This is a genomic window from Streptomyces sp. NBC_00727, from assembly GCF_045161745.1.
Classification (GTDB): domain Bacteria; phylum Actinomycetota; class Actinomycetes; order Streptomycetales; family Streptomycetaceae; genus Streptomyces.
In genome coordinates, this window is sequence record NZ_CP108981.1 from 4,281,984 (window position 1) to 4,298,196 (window position 16,213).

At 69.6% G+C, this 16,213-nt stretch carries 20 protein-coding genes and 1 pseudogene; 12 read left to right on the forward strand and 9 right to left on the reverse strand.

Annotated elements, in window-relative coordinates; translation table 11 throughout:
• Window positions 1-37: 37 nt before the first annotated feature.
• The 5 genes from OG242_RS19365 to OG242_RS19385 all read right to left on the reverse strand — a co-directional run bounded on the left by OG242_RS19365 (window position 38) and on the right by OG242_RS19385 (window position 3,116).
• Window positions 38-385, reverse strand: coding sequence for a hypothetical protein (locus OG242_RS19365; RefSeq protein WP_405899364.1), 348 nt, complete (start codon window positions 383-385; stop codon window positions 38-40).
• 42 nt (window positions 386-427) lie between these two features.
• Window positions 428-661: a hypothetical protein gene (locus tag OG242_RS19370; RefSeq protein WP_405899365.1), complete on the reverse strand. Its 234-nt coding sequence runs from the start codon at window positions 659-661 to the stop codon at window positions 428-430.
• A gap of 111 nt (window positions 662-772) precedes the next feature.
• A complete protein-coding gene (locus OG242_RS19375; RefSeq protein WP_405899366.1) occupies window positions 773-1,357 on the reverse strand; it encodes a hypothetical protein in 585 nt (194 codons plus the stop codon).
• A 155-nt stretch (window positions 1,358-1,512) separates the two neighbouring features.
• Window positions 1,513-2,406, reverse strand: coding sequence for a helix-turn-helix domain-containing protein (locus tag OG242_RS19380; protein ID WP_405899367.1), 894 nt, complete (start codon window positions 2,404-2,406; stop codon window positions 1,513-1,515).
• Window positions 2,407-2,690: 284 nt separating this feature from the next.
• Entirely contained in the window at window positions 2,691-3,116 is a 426-nt protein-coding gene (locus tag OG242_RS19385; RefSeq protein WP_405899368.1) for an ATP-binding protein, read from the reverse strand.
• Window positions 3,117-3,279: 163 nt separating this feature from the next.
• Here OG242_RS19385 and OG242_RS19390 point away from each other — a divergent pair, with 163 nt between their 5' ends.
• Genes OG242_RS19390 through OG242_RS19400 form a run of 3 tightly spaced genes read left to right on the forward strand, consistent with a single transcriptional unit; the run spans window position 3,280 to window position 4,577 of the window.
• Window positions 3,280-4,161 (forward strand): helix-turn-helix domain-containing protein, encoded by an 882-nt coding sequence (locus tag OG242_RS19390; RefSeq protein WP_405899369.1) that lies wholly within the window; start codon window positions 3,280-3,282, stop codon window positions 4,159-4,161.
• Window positions 4,158-4,367, forward strand: a complete 210-nt coding sequence (locus tag OG242_RS19395; RefSeq protein ID WP_405899370.1) for a DUF397 domain-containing protein — start codon at window positions 4,158-4,160, stop codon at window positions 4,365-4,367. Before OG242_RS19390 ends, OG242_RS19395 begins: the two co-directional genes overlap by 4 nt.
• A 24-nt stretch (window positions 4,368-4,391) precedes the next feature.
• Window positions 4,392-4,577, forward strand: a complete 186-nt coding sequence (locus OG242_RS19400; protein WP_405899371.1) for a DUF397 domain-containing protein — start codon at window positions 4,392-4,394, stop codon at window positions 4,575-4,577.
• Between the two features lie 34 nt (window positions 4,578-4,611).
• Here OG242_RS19400 and OG242_RS19405 read toward each other — a convergent pair whose 3' ends face one another.
• From OG242_RS19405 to OG242_RS19415, 3 genes are all read right to left on the reverse strand, one after another.
• The gene (locus OG242_RS19405) at window positions 4,612-6,753 is read right to left on the reverse strand and encodes an RNA repair domain-containing protein (protein WP_405899372.1); all 2,142 of its coding nucleotides are present in this window, start codon (window positions 6,751-6,753) and stop codon (window positions 4,612-4,614) included.
• Window positions 6,753-8,417, reverse strand: coding sequence for an RNA ligase family protein (locus OG242_RS19410; protein ID WP_405899373.1), 1,665 nt, complete (start codon window positions 8,415-8,417; stop codon window positions 6,753-6,755). The genes OG242_RS19405 and OG242_RS19410 overlap by 1 nt, the downstream gene beginning before the upstream one ends.
• Window positions 8,418-8,777: 360 nt before the next feature.
• Complete coding sequence (locus OG242_RS19415) at window positions 8,778-9,212, reverse strand: DUF5959 family protein (protein WP_405899374.1); 435 nt, start codon at window positions 9,210-9,212, stop codon at window positions 8,778-8,780.
• A 256-nt stretch (window positions 9,213-9,468) separates the two neighbouring features.
• Here OG242_RS19415 and OG242_RS19420 point away from each other — a divergent pair, with 256 nt between their 5' ends.
• From OG242_RS19420 to OG242_RS19460, 9 genes and pseudogenes are all read left to right on the forward strand, one after another.
• Window positions 9,469-9,921, forward strand: a complete 453-nt coding sequence (locus OG242_RS19420; protein WP_405899375.1) for a DUF5959 family protein — start codon at window positions 9,469-9,471, stop codon at window positions 9,919-9,921.
• Window positions 9,918-10,552: pseudogene (locus tag OG242_RS19425) on the forward strand (transposase family protein); the annotation flags it as partial. The gene OG242_RS19420 and the pseudogene OG242_RS19425, both read left to right, overlap by 4 nt.
• 205 nt (window positions 10,553-10,757) lie before the next feature.
• Complete coding sequence (locus tag OG242_RS19430; protein WP_405899376.1) at window positions 10,758-11,348, forward strand: SMI1/KNR4 family protein; 591 nt, start codon at window positions 10,758-10,760, stop codon at window positions 11,346-11,348.
• Window positions 11,349-11,809: 461 nt separating this feature from the next.
• Entirely contained in the window at window positions 11,810-12,316 is a 507-nt protein-coding gene (locus tag OG242_RS19435; protein ID WP_405899377.1) for a hypothetical protein, read from the forward strand.
• Between the two features lie 200 nt (window positions 12,317-12,516).
• Complete coding sequence (locus tag OG242_RS19440) at window positions 12,517-12,831, forward strand: hypothetical protein (RefSeq protein ID WP_405899378.1); 315 nt, start codon at window positions 12,517-12,519, stop codon at window positions 12,829-12,831.
• A 137-nt stretch (window positions 12,832-12,968) separates the two neighbouring features.
• A complete protein-coding gene (locus OG242_RS19445) occupies window positions 12,969-13,319 on the forward strand; it encodes a hypothetical protein (protein WP_405899379.1) in 351 nt (116 codons plus the stop codon).
• Between the two features lie 25 nt (window positions 13,320-13,344).
• Window positions 13,345-13,596 carry a DUF5959 family protein gene (locus OG242_RS19450; RefSeq protein WP_405899380.1) on the forward strand — a complete coding sequence of 84 codons (252 nt, stop codon included), beginning with the start codon at window positions 13,345-13,347 and terminating at the stop codon, window positions 13,594-13,596.
• Between the two features lie 65 nt (window positions 13,597-13,661).
• On the forward strand, window positions 13,662-14,177 hold the full coding sequence (locus OG242_RS19455) for an SMI1/KNR4 family protein (RefSeq protein WP_405899381.1): 516 nt from the start codon (window positions 13,662-13,664) through the stop codon (window positions 14,175-14,177).
• 55 nt (window positions 14,178-14,232) lie between these two features.
• On the forward strand, window positions 14,233-14,859 hold the full coding sequence (locus tag OG242_RS19460; protein WP_405899382.1) for a hypothetical protein: 627 nt from the start codon (window positions 14,233-14,235) through the stop codon (window positions 14,857-14,859).
• A 524-nt stretch (window positions 14,860-15,383) separates the two neighbouring features.
• Here OG242_RS19460 and OG242_RS19465 read toward each other — a convergent pair.
• Window positions 15,384-16,187 (reverse strand): hypothetical protein, encoded by an 804-nt coding sequence (locus OG242_RS19465; protein ID WP_405899383.1) that lies wholly within the window; start codon window positions 16,185-16,187, stop codon window positions 15,384-15,386.
• Window positions 16,188-16,213 lie beyond the last annotated feature (26 nt).

A 16,213-nucleotide genomic window follows, 5' to 3' on the forward strand; every position in this document is an offset into this window, starting at 1 on the left:
GCGGGACGCGCCGAGGACCCTCAGGTCACGGCAGTGCTCAGCAGGGCGAACCGCAGTCGCTCACGGCCTGCGGCCCGGCCAGCACGTCGAACCCGAACCCGGCGGCGGCGAGCCCGGCCACGGCCACCGCCAGCCCGAGCGCGGTGCGCCGCCGCCCCCGGAGGAGGGCGAAGACGGCCAGCGCGGCGACGGTCCCGCCGACGAGCAGGACCGGCAGGCCCAGGAGGAGTACGTCGGTGTTCCGCTCGCCCTCGAAGGCGCCGAAGAGTCCCCTGCGGCCGTACGGGAGCCAGAGGGCGAGGCCCGCGAGGGCGCCGAGCAGCGCGGTGAGGAGCCCTGCGGCGGCGGTGAGGGCTTCGCGCCGGGACGTCTGTTCGGTTTCCATGCACGGAGAGACGCTCGGCCGGGCCCCGGCGGTTTCGCCTGGTCAGGCGGTTGGCGGGTCGTTGGCGGCGTCGAGAGTGAGCTCCTCTGCCGCCATGTCGAGGAAGTGGTACTCCGACACCCTGGTACGGCCGACGGCATCGAGTTTGCGCCTGTAGCGCACCCGGAAATGCACGTTGTCCCCCAAAGCCAAGCGCATGCGGTAGAGCTGTTCCGGTTCGACGCGTACGTCATACGCGGCAGCGTTCTGCGCCAGCCCGGACTTCACTTTGACCACACCGCTGCTGCGTAGCTCGGTTACACGGCCGGAGATCGTGAACTCCTGATCATCGTCCCGTGTGGCCTGGAGCCGTTTGGCGTATTGAACCCCTCGCTGCGTCAGGTCTGCCTACCGTACTCCTCCGTCCGCGGCGTACCAGGTCAGACCGAGATTCAGCTGGAGGCGATCCAGCGCTTTGGACAAGGCGTCCACCGAATCGAAGAGCTGGGCCCATTCCCGTACGTCGTTCTCCTCCTCCAGGGCGGTGAGGAGCCGGGCGAATGTGCGTACCCCCTTGTCCGCAGCTGTGGGCACGGGGCCTCCGAGCGCTTCCGGATCAGGCGCCACCGACACGACCGGGCGGGCATGGACGACAGTGCTGCCCCGCGACAGGCCGGTGACCTCGAGCTCGACAGGTGTGCCCGCGGCCTTGGAAACCGCCCTCTCGACGGGGTCCAGGAGCGCGTTCCCCCACTGGAAGCGCAATGCTCCGCGCTCGGCCTCCGGTCCGCTGAGACGGAGGCAAAGCTCTTCCTGGAGAGTGGCGCCCGGCTGGTACTCCCGCATGGCTTCGAGACGGCTCATGCGATGGTCCGCTTCGATCTCGGCGGCGTCCCGGTCTTCCGTACCCAACTCGTCCAGCAGTCGTGCGGTGACGTCCGGGTCTTGGGCGTGGGCCGCACGCATGCGCCGGCGCCAGCTGCTCTCGCTCACAGTCGCACCTGTTCAAAAGCCGAGGCTACTGGACGGTATCCCACGCGGAGGGGTGAGACGCCGAACTTACGCAGCATGGGGTCTCGGCTCCGTATCTGGTCGGAAACAGAATCGACGGACAAGCCGTCTTTGTGGACGAATCGATCCCGCCGCTCTCAGCACCTCTGGGCTTGCTGGCTGTGGGCGGATTCATCGGTGCGGCAGTCGCGGCAGCGGCCCGGTTCCGGGGCGCGGAAGACGCGGTCGCAGCCGTCGCAGTCCTGGAGGGGGATGGCCGCGGGGGCCGGTGCCGGTGCTGCGGGGAGCGGGGGTGGCAGGAGGGCGGTCAGCCGGGTGCGCACGAACCCGGCCGGGTGCGTGAGGGCGGGCGGGAGGTCGTCGGTCAGGGCGCGCTGGATGGCGGCGGGGCGCACGTCGCGTTCGAGCCAGGTGGCGACTGTGGGGGCGAGCTCACGGATGGCCTTCTCCGAGAGCACGAGTTGCGGCGCGTGACGGCGGAGACCGGCGAGGAGTGCCGTCGCCGCCTGGTGCCGTTGCGCCGCCGGGGTGTGCGGGTCGGGGAGCGGCGGGGGCGGGTCAGTCGGGGCCGGGGCCGGTGCGGCGGGCGGCGGGGGGTCCTGGGCGGGGCGCGGGGTGGGCGTCTGCCGTGCGGGCGTGGTCGCGGGGGCGGCGGTGCCGGGGTGGTTATACGAGGTCGTACGGGTGACGACCCGGCCGTCCGGGAGGCGCAGGCGGCTGCGGTGGAGGTAACCGGCGGCCTCCAGCTCGCGCAGTGCGGAGGCGATGCGGGCCTCGCTCTCCGGGAAGCGGGCCACGAGCGCCTTGATGCCGACCGTGGCCCCGGCGGGCAGCGACTGGATGTGCGCGGCGAGCCCGATCGCGGTGAGCGAGAGCTTCGCGTGCTGGGCGAGGTGGTTGCCGATGACCGTGAAGCCGGAGAGGTGGCGCACGTTGACGTGGATGACGCCGGAGGTCGGCGTGACGTCGGGGTGGGGCCCGGGGGAGCCGGACGGGGTGCGGGGGTGCGCGATAACCTGCGGGGTAGCCATCAGGAAGTGGTCTCTTCCGTGTTGGTCAGGCCCTCGGTGGAGATTGGCGTCTCGCCGGGGGCCGTCACGTTGTGTGGTGTTGTCGCGGCGAGCATATGCCAGGCAACCCGTCCCGAATCCAGCCCAGTTGGCCTAGTTCACTCGCGCGAGTGATGCAGGTCAGAACGGGGTGGGGTGGGGTTGGGTCTGGTTCTTTCCCGGGTTCTTTAAAGGCCTTTATGACGTCGTGGAGGACCGCGACCCGGTGGCCCGGGACGCGGCCGGCCGCGACGCGGTGGGCTTGGTCACGGCGCGAGGTCGAGCTCCGCCCACACCGTCTTACGGGGCACCGGTCCCTCCACGACGCCCCAACGGTCCGCCAGCGCCGCGACGATGAGCAGGCCGCGCCCGCTCTCGGCGTCCGGGCCGGGCGAGTCGGCGACGGGGAGGCGGTCACTCCGGGTGTCGGTGAGCTCGATCCGCAGGCGCGAGGCGTCGTCCACGGCGAGCGACAGCCGGAAGTCCCGGCCCGGCACGCGTCCGTGCACGGCGGCGTTGGCGGCCAGCTCGGCGACGATGTGCGCGGCGGCCTCGGTGGGGAGCCCCCAGTCGCCCAGGTGCGCCGTGGTGAGCAGCCGCGCAAGGCGTGCTCCCCGGCGCGTGGGGGAGAGCAGTACGGCGAACTGCCGGGCGGGAGCGGAACGTTCGGTTCGGGTGATTTCTCGGTTCACGTCACTCAGGGTGGCCATGGGCGCCTACCGTGAACAGTGACTCGGCGCTTACGTACGGTCATTGTCCCCAGCTTGTCCAGCGCTGTCCCCGCTGTACGGGGTGACGCCCGGGGGACGTACACGGTTGAGGAAGAACGGCACGCGCGCGGGAAGCGGGGCACGGATGAGTGTGGACGAGATCGGTACGCAGTGGCAGGCGGACGCCGGGGCGGACGAGCCGGGCTGGGACGTCGACCCGGACGACGAGTCGGGCGTCGCGGTGGTCGCTGCGGTGGGGCGGCAGCTCAGGGCGTGGCGGGAGGCGGCAGGGCTGACGGCTGCGGAGTTCGGTGCGGCGATGGGGTACGGGGAGAACCTGGTCTACAAGGTGGAGGGCGGCCGCCGGATTCCCCGCCCGGAGTTCCTGGACATGGCGGACGACGTGTGCGGGGCGGGCGGGAAGATCGCCGCGATGAAGCAGGACCTGGCAACCGTCCGGTACCCGAAGAAGATTCGTGAGCTGGCGAAGCTGGAGGCGCAGGCCGCCGAACTCTCGGCCTACGGAAGCCACAACCTCCACGGTCTGTTGCAGACGGAGGAGTACGCGCGGGCGCTGTTCGGGATGCGTCGGCCCGCCTTCTCGTCGGACGAGGTGGAGCGGTTGGTCGCTGCTCGAATGGCTCGAAAGACCATCTTCAGCCGCTCACCTGCGCCGGAGCTGAGCTTTGTGCAGGAAGAGGCGACGCTGCGGCGCCCTCTTGGGGGCAGAATGGTGCTGCGACGTCAGCTCGAACACCTCCTGGAGGTGGGGAAGCTGCGGAACGTTGAGATCCAGGTGATGCCGACCAACCGCGAGGATCATGCGGGAATGGGTGGCCTTATGCAGGTGCTGAAGTTCAAGGACGGTTCAGCGGTGGGGCGTTCCGAAGGTGAGTTCGGCAGCCGTCCGGTCGCTGATCCGAGGCACCTGCGGATCATCGAGCTGCGCACTGGGATCATGCGGGCTCAGGCTCTCACGCCTCGGGAGTCGCGGGCCTTCATCGAGCAAGTACTGGGAGAGACATGAGCAGCAAGAACTCTGGCGCCGACGCTCCTCGGCTGGAGTGGTTCAAGAGCAGCTACAGCGACAGCAGCGACAGTAACGAGTGCGTCGAGGTCGCGGCGGCGTCCGGCGCCGTGCATGTCCGTGACTCAAAGGACCTGTCCGTGCCGCAGCTCGCCTTCGGCGAGAGCGCGTGGGCGGGTTTCGTTTCGTACGCAGCCGACCGCTGATCCTTCACGCGCTGGGAGAGGGACATGATCCGCGAGATCGAGTGGTTCAAGAGCAGCTACAGCGACAGCAGCGACGGCCACGACTGTGTTGAGGTCGCGGCCGTGCCCGGCGCGGTGCATGTCCGTGACTCCAAGGACCTGTCCGTGCCGGAGCTCGCCTTCGGCGAGACCGCGTGGACGGGCTTCGTTTCGTACGCTGCGGGTCGGTGACCCGGCAGTGACGGGCCCTTCGCGGAGGGCCCATTCAAGCCCGTCCGGCGTTTGAGGACGGAACCCCGCGCCCCGGTCCGGGGTGCAGCGGCATCAGCGACGCCCCCGTGATCCCGCGCAGCACCTCCGCCCCGATCTCCGCCAGCCGGGCGCCGTCCGGCGGGGTCGCGCCCAGGCCGATCGCGTACCCCGTGCCGCCGGGCACCGTGACCGGGCGGGGCCAGACGCGGCAGTCCGGGGTGCCCGCCTCGGCCAGGGCGGCGGTCAGGGCCAGGAGGCGTCCGCGTAGGCGGCCCTCCTCGGGCGGGGCGGCTGTCGCGAGGGCCCAGGCGGTGTGCTCGGTGAGCGCGGGCGGGGCGCAGAGCGCGTCCGGCTCCGTGTCCAGGAGTTCCCAGGCCCGGAACAGTTCCGCCGTGAGCAGGTCGCGGCCTGCGGGGGAGACCTGTGTCGTGCAGGAGCGGACCGGGGGCGTCGGTGTGTACACCGTGACCGGGGCGGTGGTCGCCGGGCCCCCGCCCACCGGGACGCGCCAGTCCCACGCCGCCCACGTCGCGAAGAAGTCCCGCAGGCCGCCGCCCGCGTGTGCCGTGCGGGCCGCGAGCAGCGCCCACGCGATGCCCGGGAGGCCGCCGCACGGCGCGGAGTCCAGGCCCCTCGCCGCCGCCCACTCCTTCACGTCCCGGGCCAGTGCGGTGAACGCCTCCCGATGCGGGAACGCCTCCGCGTCGCTCACCGCGCTCAGCGCGACCGCCGCCGCCTCGCCCAACTCCGTCCGGCGCGCGACCGCTTCGGCCGGCGGCACGGTCCCCGTCGCCACGGTGACCAGGTCCACCCGCAGGCCGTCCACGTACCACCGCAGCCCCGGCACCCGGGCGCCCGTGACCTCCCGCAGGTCCCGCGCCTCCGGGAAGGCGGCGGCCAGCCGGTCCCGTACACCAGCGGCGTCGGGCAGCGCCGCCACCAGGTCCAGGTCCGCGCCGGGGCGTGCGCAGCCCATGCGCCGGGAGCCCACGACGTGCACGCGCGCCCCGGGAAGCGCCGCCGCGACCCGGTCGGCGACCTCGTCGGCCCGCGCGGAGGGTGCGGCGAGTTCCACCCGTACCCCGTAGTGGTCGGAGACGTACAGCCCCCCGGGGTCCGGGGCGTCACCCGTCAGGGTCGCCGCGCGCGCCCGCAGCCGGTCCGTACGCAGCAGTACCCGGTCCAGGCGCGAGACGCGGCCCGAGAGGGACGAGATCGCGGCGAGGGGGTTCGCCGACGGATCGAAGGTCGGCGTGTCGTCGGCGGGGCCGTGGACCTCCGGCCAGGCGTCCGCCATCGCCAGGCGGGTCTGCGGGCGGTCGCCGCCGTCGTTGAAGTCGCCGACGAGTACGAGTTCGCCCGCCACCGCCGCCAACCCCGTTGCCAGCTCCGCCAGTTCAGTGTCGCGACGGACCGCGCCCCCCGAGGAGTGGTCGCTGCTGAGGTGCGTGACCGCCACCGTGACCGGGCCATCCGCCGTCTCGACGGCCACCGCCGCGACCGCCTTGTGCGGGCCCAGCACGTGCACCGCCGCCTCGGTCACCGGCAGGCGGCTGAGCAGCAGCAGACCGGTGTCCGGCACGTCGTGCCCGGCAGGGTCGGCCGCGAGTGTGTAGTGGGCACGCACCCAGTCGCAGCCCAGCAGCAGCGTGAGCAGCGCGGACTCCACCTCCTGGAGCGCGATCACGTCCGCGTCCGCCGCGCGCAGGGCCTCGGCCAGGAGCGGGCGGCGCCGGGCCGTGTCGATGCGGTCGCTGTCGTAGCGGTCCCAGAGGGTGTTCCAGGTGAGGACCGTCAGCGGCGCGGAGGGGCCCGGCGCCCCGGTCGACGCCGGTTCCCAGGTGCCCGTCGCCGGGGCGTACGCGTGCGGGACACGGGCCGTGAAGTAGGGGGACGGCAGGCGGCGCGCCTCCCGTATCCGGCCGGCGTCCGTCGCGTCGATGCGGTCCGTGCCCGTCGCCCGGTCCCAGACCACCTCGCCGTCCGCCTCGAAGAAGAGGACCCGGTGCCAGGGGATGTCCCCGCCGGGTGTGAACCGGTCCAGCGGCACCCGCTTCGGCTCCCGGCCGCGCTGCGCCACGCCCAGCACGAAGCGCGCCGGGTCGAAGCGGGCGTCCCAGCGGACCCGGTGGTAGATCTCCTCGCTCGTACGCATCAGGCCCGGTCCTCCACGGTTCCACTGGTGCCGATGTACCAGGTGCGGTGCGCCTGGCCGGGGTAGGGCGGGACGAAGCGGTGCAGCTGCGAGGCCAGCACCTGCGGCGGCACTGGGTGCTCCCGGCGCCCGTTGCGCGCGGCCAGCTCCGCCTCGCCGACCCAGGCCACGGCGTGCGTGACCAGGGCGTCGCGGCGGCGGGCGACCGCGTGGACCAGGGAACGCTGGTGCGGGTTGAGCGAGGTCGCGTCCCAGACCACCGTCGCGCCGGGGACGAGGGCCGCGTCCAGCCGGTCCAGGCCCTCGCGCAGCACGTCCCCGTTGGCGCTCTGGTCCGCGCGCGAGCCCCGGGCCAGGCGCAGGTCGTCCAGCGAGATGTACGTGGCGACGCCCGGCAGGGCCCGGCCGAAGGTGCTCTTGCCGCTGCCCGAGGGCCCGGCCAGCTGGACCAGGCGCGGGAAGTCCCCGGACCGCCACCGCCAGGTCGCGGCGACCGCCTCATCGGCGGTGGCGATGCGACCGTCCGCGTACGCCTCGCGGGCCTGCGCCAGGCAGCGGTCGGCGGCCTCCGGCGCGAGACCGGCGAACGCCCCGGCGAGCCCGTCCGGCTCCCTCACGTCCTCGGCGTGCAGGGCCGACCACTCGACCTGCTCCCGCGCCTCGGCGGTGTCCGCCAGCACCCCGGACACCGCGTGCAGGACGGACAGGTCGGCGGCGAGCGCCATCCGGGCCAGCCCGGCGCGCCGCTCCTCGTCGGGGTAGGGGCGGTGCAGCCCGGGGGCGAGCCCTACGAGGTCCGCGACGCGGCGGGCGAGCGGCATGCCGATGCGGCCCGCGAGGGCCGGGGCGACGGCGGTGCGGCGGGTGCCGTGCAGCAGGGCGGCGAGGACACCGGCGAGCCGGTCGTCGCCGGTGCGGCCGAGGGCGTCGAGGGCATCGGCGGCGGCGAGGGCGTGCCCCGGCCCGTCTTCCGGATCGGCACCCACCGCCGCCGCCAGCGCTGTGGGGTCGACGGGTGCTCCGGACCGTACCGCCCACAGCGCCGCCCCCGCACCGAGCCCGTTCTCCACGACTTCCGCGTGCATCCAGTGCGTATCGGTCACCACATGGCCCGGCCGCACCCACTTGCCGACGACGCTCCCGAACAGCGCCGCCGGGAAGCCCGCCGCCGGCCGCACGACGTACCCCTCCTGCCGCCCCGTATCCGGCTTCAGCGCGCGCAGCGCCCTCGCGTCGAACACCCCGCGCCACAGCACCGGCGGCGCCGGGATGCCCAGGGAGCGCAGGAACTCCACGGTCCGGTCCCAGCCCAGGCAGCGGTCGCCGTCCCACACGGAGAACCCGTAGAAGTGGCTCTCCAGCGCCTCGTACGCGAGGGAGTGCCGGGCGAACATGTTCTCCCCGCAGATCCGCCACCCCTGCGGAATGCGTGCCCCGACGCGGGCCTGGAGAGCCTTCACCCAGGTCCGGGACGGATGATGCGCCGAATCCAGCGAACGGGCGTGCAGCCCGTCCGCGTACAACGTCGTGTTCTCGCCGTCCAGCTTCTCGGTCACGACGACCTCGGTCCCGGCCAGCGCGGCGAGGTCGGTCATCCGCACGTCGTCGGAGGTGGCGCCGGGCGACCAGGGCAGATGACGGGTGCGTGGATAGTGCGTCCGCATGGTCTTCGGCCCCCGTACCGTCGTCGTGCCCGGCCGGAAACCTTAGAGGCGGAGGCCGACGCGTACGACCGAATTTTACGCGGGCGCGGCAGCGCGGCAGGGCCGCTCACGCGGGCCGGGTCAGCGCGGCAGGGCCGCTCCTCACCGACTCCACCGGCTACGATCCGCGGACGTGCTTCGGCGCGCCGGGCCCCTGGAGTCGGGTGGTGAGAATCGAGCAACTGGCCCGTGACGCGGGCTGACCGCTCCTCCCCGCTACCGGTTGGACCGGGACCGTGCCGAGAAGGTCCCGGGAGCGGAGTCCTGAGCGGGCGGGGCCGTCATCGGACTCGCAGAGGGCGGCCTTGAACCCCGGTCCTCTCACCGCTCCAGCTCGAAGCGGTTTCTCACCAGAGTGAGCATCTGACGGTGTGCGTCCCAGTCGGGGCGGTCCATGAGGGGCACGGTGACGACGACCTGTGAGCCGGTGACGTCGTAGACGCTCACCTCCGTGCACCCGCTCTCGTTCTCGTCCGTGGGGTCGATCATGATCCGCGGGGAGCGTCCGCTCTCCAGCCAGGTGGCCTTTTCTCCGGCCGCGACAGACTCCAGGACCTCGGCCCAACCGTCGAGGTCGTACGCGTTGAGATACAGCTCGACACGGCCACTGACGAATGCGGTGTCGACCACGATCTCGGCGCGGAGGGTGTCGTACCGGGCGGTGCCGGAGAAACTCATTCCCTCGACGACGCGCACGGAGACGCCCTGCTCGCCGTCCGTGAGGGACATCAGCTCGACCGGGCTGGAATCGGGCACGACGGTCCTGCCTCCTTCTGCGTGGTGTCCGCGCCGCCGTCTCAGACAAAGAAGCCCGTGGTGAAAACATCGCCTCAAGACGCCGCTCCGGTACGGCCGGACGCGGTCGACGGCCGTTCTGCCGGTACCGGTTCGGCCCAGGGCAGGTGACTCCGCCATGACACGGGTGCCGACTACGTCGTTCGTCCGGCGACAGGGGACGATACGGGCTGCATCAGCGCACGAAAGCGAGGACAGCGTGACGGAACCTGCCCCGGTGGACCTGATTCACGTCGCCGATCCGGACGGGGACCACTGCATCGTGCGCGTCACGGGGCGGTACCAGCCGGGCGTGCTGACCGGCCACGACATCTTGCGTGCGGATGTGCTCGTCTCCACGAGTTTCGTGGACGCCCGGCTCCATCTCCACCTTTTCCATGACGACCTGGACTCCTGGGAGCAGCAGCTGTCCGACCTGGGACCGGGCAGGACTGCCGGAATCGGTGGAGACCGTGGCCTGAACCTGGAAATTCACGTACACGAGGACGGCGAACTGTCGATCCAGGTCACCGACCCGGACCGCCTCTGGACTGTTCTGGGCACTCGGCCCCGGGAAGACTGGAGGGCGGAGCATCGCAAGAGTCTGGAACACGTCCGGCAGACCTGGCCCCGCGAAGTCATCGAGACGGCCCCCGGCGCCTATGAGTGGAACCCCAACCGCAAGCGCTGATTCGTGCGAGACCGGGTATCCGGATATGGGCGACCGCCGAGCACCTCGCGAAGCTGCTGCGCGGGCACCGCGAGCGGCTCGGCACCCGCAAGGACACCCGCGCACTGGGCGTCTTCAGGCAGGCTGTGCTCGTGCTGCGCTGGTTCGTCGGCGGCAGCCGGCTGGCTCAACTCGCCCGGGACAACGGCATCTCGGTCCCGACCGCCTACCGCTATCTTCACGAGGGCCTGACCGTCTGGCCGACCATGCGCCCGACCTGTCCACCACGCTGGAACGTGCGGCGGCGGCCGGATACACCCACCTCAACCTGGACGGCACGGTCATCCGCACCGACCGCGTGGCCGCCGCCGGCTCCAACGGCGCGGACCTGTGGTGGTCCGGCAAGCGCAGGCCCCACGGCGGGAACGCGCAGGTCACCGCAGCCCGGACGGCTGGCCGATCTGGGTCTCCCCGATCCGCCCGGGCCGCGAGCACGACACCACCTGCGCCCGCGCCCACGGCCTGGTCGAGGCCCTGAACCGGCTCGCCGTCACGCTGGGCATCAAGAAGCCCAAGGGCGGTGGAACTCGCCGGCTGCGACAAGGCGTTCAACGCCGTGATCCGGGGCGTCCACGCCGTCGCCGAACGCGCCAAGGGCGATATGTCAGGTCCAGGCTGGATGCGGGCGAGACCATTTACTGCACATCGATACCCACCTACGGAAAACCTGGGCAGACGGTGCCCGAGACCGTGGAACTGGTGACCCTGGGTGACCAGGGGTACGTTGGGCGCTGCACTGTGTACAACACATCGAACGGTCCCCCGGCGGGCGGGGGCGGACTGGACCCTGGCTGCTCATGAGCATGACCGACCTGGCACGTGCCGCCGGCCTGGCGGAGCCCCGCCGGTATGTCGTCGACTGGGCGCGCGTCGAGGCCGAACTCGGCACCCGCCTGCCGGCCGACTACAAGGAGTACGTCTACTGGTTCGGCCCGGGAAACTCCAGCGACTACTTTGTCGTGTGCGTACCTGGCGTCGAGAACTCCAACGTCGAGTTCATGGCCAATCTGCGCAAGGAGGCCGAGGACTATCGTTCCTGGAACGCCGGGAACCAGCGGCCTCCCGTGTCCGTGCCGTTCTTCTCCGATCCGGGCGGCCGGCTGCCGTTCCTGTTCACCACGGAGGGATGCGCGGTCTTCTGGATCACGGACGGTGACGATCCGGACAGCTGGAAGATTGGTAGTCGTACGAGGCTGTGGGATGTGCAGCGCTTCGAGGGCGGCTTCACCGAGTTCCTCCGCGAGGCTCTCTGGGACACCGTCGAGCTCGAAGCCATCCCGGCGTACGACGACGAGCCGCCGCTGCAGTTCCGCCCCAACGACGGTTTATGGCGGGGTGGCGGGGGACGGCGTCTGGAGGCGTACGGGTCCTTCCTTCCCACCGAGTGACAGTGGCTCTCCCGAGGGCGACTTCCTGACGGGGATCCCGGCCTCTTGCGCACCTTCCCCCAGGACACATGATGATGCGGTTCATTGCTACGACCTCTGTCTCTTCCGGACCTGGACTCCTGGCAGCGGTCCGGTCCGGTCCGGGGCCGGGCCGGACCGCCGGAGTCGGTGGAGACCGTGGCCTGAACCTTGACATTCACGTACACGAGGACGGTGAACTGCCGGTCCAGGTCACCGACCAGGACCGTCTCTGGACTGGTCTGGGGACCCGGCCCCGGGAAGACTGGAGGGCCGACTCTTCTTCAGGATTCCCGAGGGAGACGGCGAGCGCTGGTCGGTCGGCGTGTACGAGAGCGACGAGGGCGAGTCGTCGTACGGCCGGTGCTGCTGGGCCGGCTGCCGGTGCGCAGCTTTTTGATCAGCCGAGAATCGCTCCCTGGGATCGCTGAAGGGACCTGACCGTGCTGCTGTGGGATGAAGAGTCGGAGGGGTGGGAAACGGCTCTGTCCGGGATGAGTGCCCTCCATCGGAAGAGGGTTGCGCTCAGCAGTATGGCCATGGCTGTTGATGCGTTTCGCCCACCCTTCGAGGAGATGTTCGGCACCGCCACGGTTGCATGCGTCAGAACCGCATTGAACCGGTGCGATGCGGAAATCAGGCAGGCGCCTCCCGAGCCGATCGGCACGGAAGGCTTCTTCGATGAATTGCACTCCCTCGTGGACCATGACAGCGCTCTTGGGCTTGCCTCCCTCGTCATGGCTATCTCCACGTATGTGGGTGGTCTGGAAGAGGAGAAATTCTCGGCGGACTGCACTCTCGAGGTTCTGTCCGCATCCTATGAGGCGGTACTCAACAGCGAACGCATCGGGAGGGTCACACCTGAGGCGGAACGGACCAACGAAAATTGCGTTCAAGTGATCGACGCACAACGGGCCCTCATTTCAGGGCCCCTGGGGCGACTCGTGTGACGGCGACACGTTTTACTGGCGCACGGTCGGGGGCGTCCGGACGCCTGGACGACTCTCGGCAGTGGGCACAGCGACGACTGGTGCGAATACCCGGGAACTCTGACGCAGTACCTGGCGGGTCTGGTGTCCGGTACGGAGGCGCCGGACGGGCTTCCCCGGGCTTTCCCGGGGATTCACCGTCCAACGGCACCACGTCCTACGTGCAGCTGCCGGACCAGCTGATCTCCGACACCCCGTACCTCACCGCCGAACTGTGGTTCCGCACCACCGGCAGCGGCGTCCTGCTCAGCTACCAGGACCACACCCTCGAAGAGGCCACCCCAGGCAAGAACACCCCCGCCATCTACGTCGGCACCGACGGAAAGCTGCGCGGCGAGTTCTGGAACGGTGTCGCGCGTACCATGTGGGCCAAAGCGCCAAGACTGTGCTGGCATGCTCGGCAGTCAGAAGTACAAGAACGTTCGAGTAGTTGGCCGCTGGGGCGTTGGAACCGGCCCGTGAAGTCAAAAGGTTGAATATGTATCTGTGGACTCAAGAGATGCGTTCATACCAGGGGCGGTTGCAGAGTATCCCCCCCGCTGAAAGGTTGGTCATCGCTGTCTCCGTGATGGATTGGGCTCTGGAAAAGATGGGCCCAATGCAGCCTGGAGTGGTGAGGGATTACATCGGTGTGAGCATGCGTGCTGCTCATGAGTGTGTTCGCTCGGGAGCTGAAGAGTTGGCGCTCTCCGATGAAACTCTTGACTCGTGGAATGACGTTGATGACCAGGCGGATGAGCCTGGTGCGACTCACTTCATGTCTGCCATTCTCGGGTGTGCGGACGTGCCTGAGGGGCTCTCGGGTGAAGTGCTGTACGGGGTTCTTGGTTTTTGCTACGAGGCAGTGCGCGAAAGATTCGAAGAGCAGTTTGGGGTGGGGTTGGGTGCCGAGCTGAGCAGTCCTCAGTGTAGCGAAGCAATTGAATTTCAGAAATCGAGAATTGCGCACTTCCTTGCAGAGTGACCGGAGCAACAGTGGCGTCCGCGGCATGGCTGAGGGCTGTTGCCTCCGGCTGGGAGAGCCGACCGGCCACGACATCCTGCGTGCGGATGTGCCCGTATCCACGAGCTTCGTGGACGCCTGGCTCGATCTCCACCTCTTCCGCGACGACCTGGGCTTCTGGGGGCAGCAGCTGTCCGGCCTGGTACCGGGCCGGACCGCCAGAATCGGCGGAGACCGTGGCCTGAACATGGAGACGGCCCCCGGCGCCTATGAGTGGAACCCCAACCGTAAGCGCTGAGGCGTGTGAGACCAGGTATCCAGATATGGAACAACTTGCTGACATCGAGTTGAGTGCGAGGAGCCATGGCGGCGTTTGATGAGATTCTGCAACTGCTTGGGCCCCCGCGCTTCAACTGGAGTGACGACTCTTGCTGGCGTCAGTTGGAAGAGGAAATCGGTGTCAGGTTCCCGGAGGACTTCCGTCGCTTCTCAGACTCCTACGGACCGATAAAAATCAACAATCAACTCGGTGTCGGTCATCCCGGAACCGAGCGAGGAAATCTCGGATACGACATCAGAACGACCGTGGGAGCGTGGCAAGGTGCGCCGGACGGAGAAGTCCCCTACCCAGTGGGTGCCGCTCCGGGCGAGTTGTTGCCATGGGCCTCGGCCGCATCGGGTGAGACCGTCTTCTTCAGGGTTCCCGAGAGAGACGGCGAGCGCTGGTCGGTCGGCGTTTACGAGAGCGACGAGGGTGAGTATTACGAATACCTGATGTCGTTCGATGAGTGGATGCTTGCCTATCTGGAAGGCCAAGACGTGACGGTCTGTTCGCGCAATTTCGCTCCGGATGGGCCGTTCTATGAACCTGTGCGCTGATACTCGATCCACCGTGTGATTTTTGCTGCTCGGATTTCGACTGATTTGACTGGACATGTGGAAGCAGACCGTGAGTATCGAGTCATTGGCCCGTGCCGCCGAGCTGACCGCTCCCCGTCGCTACCAGGTGGACTGGGACCGCGCCGAAGCGGCCGTGGGGACGCCACTTCCGGCGGACTACAAGGAGTATGTGTACTGGTTCGGCCCCGGCGGCTTCGACGACTATCTGATCGTCTGCGTGCCTGGCGTCGAGAACAGCAACACGGAATTGGCCGCGCGCCTTGCTGCGGCGCACGAGGGTGCCCGAGTACGTGCTCAGCTCACCGGTGCGGCGCCTCGTGTGCCGTTGTTCCCGGAACCGGGCGGATGGCTGCCCTGGGGTTTCACCACGGGCAGTGACAGCCTGTATTGGGTCACGTCCGAGGAAGCCCCCGATCGCTGGACCATCGCGGGCCGCCCGGGCCGCGGATCGGACCTCGCCTTCTTCGACGGGGGCTTCACCGCGTTCCTGCACACCTTCGTCCAGGACACCGTGGAGATGCCGTTCATCCCCGAGGCCGAGGGTGACGTCCCGGTTCCGTTCCAACCGGGCACCGGAGCGTGGCTGGAGGGCGGCGCGGGCACGCGCCTGGAGGCTTACGGCCGCTTCGGCGGCGGTGGATCGGGCCAGGGATGTCAGTAGTGAGTATCGAAGACCTGGCTCGTGACGTCGGCCTCGAAGCGCCCCGGCGTTTCGTTGTCGACGCTGTGCTGTCTTCTGGGTGACCGAGGGGCGCGACCCGGACCGCTGGAAAGTGGCGGCACGCACCAGGTACTGGGAGCCGCAGTACTTCGACGGCGGATTCGCGGAGTTCCTGCACTCCGCCATCCGGGGGACGGTCGAGGTCGAGGCCCTGCCCGAGCCGCGACACACTCCTCCGCTGGAGTTCTGGCCCGACGACGGTTCCTGGCAGGGGGGGGCGGTGGCCGATGCCTTCGGCCGTACGCAGTCTTCTTTCCGGCCGAGTGACGGTGGCTGTCCCGGGCCCGCGCGGCAGGAGATGGCCGGGTGGCGCAACCGCCGCGGCTCGCCTGCTGCTGCGGTCGCTTGCCCACTCGCCGCCACGGGTGCAGTTGTCGCCGATCCGACGGGCAAACTGCTGTGGATCTCGCCCACGCTGCCCGGCCGCGCCCATCCTCACCTTGGAGCGTCAACGCTGAAAAGGCTCAGTGCTGGTCGAAGACGTAGCCGTGCCCGTTATTGCCTGGGCAGGTGAAGACCCGGAAGTCGCCCCACCTGCCCACCGTGATCCCAGTGGTGTCGTCACTGGCCACGGTGAAGAGCAGACGGCACGGGGCGCCGCAGGTATGGCACGGGACTTCGTAAGGGTCTGTGAGGTGCCAGGTGGGCCATCCGCCGAACTTGACCCCGGCCACCCGGGTGATGACATCGCTTCCACCCCCAGTCGCCTCAACGTACTCCTCGACAGACTTGACGAGTTCCCCGTCCGGCAGGGCCTGTGGGTAGGGGAAGTCGACGAGAGGCACCGCAGTGAGCGCGCACCGTACCGGGGTGTACCCGTAATCCGGTTCCTCCTGCCGTACTGGCAGCGGGGGCGACCCGAGTACGCACGTGACGTCGGCGCTGCTACGCCAGCGGATCTCGGCGACCGGGCTGACATCGGCATGCGGAGCGGGCGGATCCCAGTGCACGTTGGGACACCACAGAAGCTGAAACACATCCTTGCCCTCGGGCCACCAGTCACCCGGTGCGTCCCGCCGATACACCTGCACCACCGCCACCATGGCCGTCGCCGGCGCCCCGGAACCGGACTTCTCGTCCGGGATGTCGCAGTGCGGCCAGGGCTCATCGGCAGGCCAGAGCAACGGTCCGCCCACAGAACTCTGGTGAACCGTCGGCTCCCCCGGTTCGGGGGCCAGTACCACCGCCGGCCGTGCGTACGGTGCGAGTCCGGGCACAGCGGCGACAATTTCCTCCGTGGAGGGCCTTGTGTTGTACGGCAGATCCATGGCCGGAGAGTAGCCCGCCCCTCCGA

What these genes read in the sequence shown, in the direction of transcription:
- OG242_RS19430 (WP_405899376.1), top strand. Translation starts at nt 10,758, where the DNA reads ATGAGCATGACCGACCTGGCACGTGCCGCCGGCCTGGCGGAGCCCCGC.
- OG242_RS19410 (WP_405899373.1), bottom strand. Translation starts at nt 8,417, where the DNA reads ATGCGGACGCACTATCCACGCACCCGTCATCTGCCCTGGTCGCCCGGC.
- OG242_RS19450 (WP_405899380.1), top strand. Translation starts at nt 13,345, where the DNA reads ATGGCTGAGGGCTGTTGCCTCCGGCTGGGAGAGCCGACCGGCCACGAC.
- OG242_RS19455 (WP_405899381.1), top strand. Translation starts at nt 13,662, where the DNA reads ATGGCGGCGTTTGATGAGATTCTGCAACTGCTTGGGCCCCCGCGCTTC.
- OG242_RS19395 (WP_405899370.1), top strand. Translation starts at nt 4,158, where the DNA reads ATGAGCAGCAAGAACTCTGGCGCCGACGCTCCTCGGCTGGAGTGGTTC.
- OG242_RS19465 (WP_405899383.1), bottom strand. Translation starts at nt 16,187, where the DNA reads ATGGATCTGCCGTACAACACAAGGCCCTCCACGGAGGAAATTGTCGCC.
- OG242_RS19405 (WP_405899372.1), bottom strand. Translation starts at nt 6,753, where the DNA reads ATGCGTACGAGCGAGGAGATCTACCACCGGGTCCGCTGGGACGCCCGC.
- OG242_RS19380 (WP_405899367.1), bottom strand. Translation starts at nt 2,406, where the DNA reads ATGGCTACCCCGCAGGTTATCGCGCACCCCCGCACCCCGTCCGGCTCC.
- OG242_RS19400 (WP_405899371.1), top strand. Translation starts at nt 4,392, where the DNA reads ATGATCCGCGAGATCGAGTGGTTCAAGAGCAGCTACAGCGACAGCAGC.
- OG242_RS19365 (WP_405899364.1), bottom strand. Translation starts at nt 385, where the DNA reads ATGGAAACCGAACAGACGTCCCGGCGCGAAGCCCTCACCGCCGCCGCA.
- OG242_RS19460 (WP_405899382.1), top strand. Translation starts at nt 14,233, where the DNA reads ATGTGGAAGCAGACCGTGAGTATCGAGTCATTGGCCCGTGCCGCCGAG.
- OG242_RS19390 (WP_405899369.1), top strand. Translation starts at nt 3,280, where the DNA reads ATGAGTGTGGACGAGATCGGTACGCAGTGGCAGGCGGACGCCGGGGCG.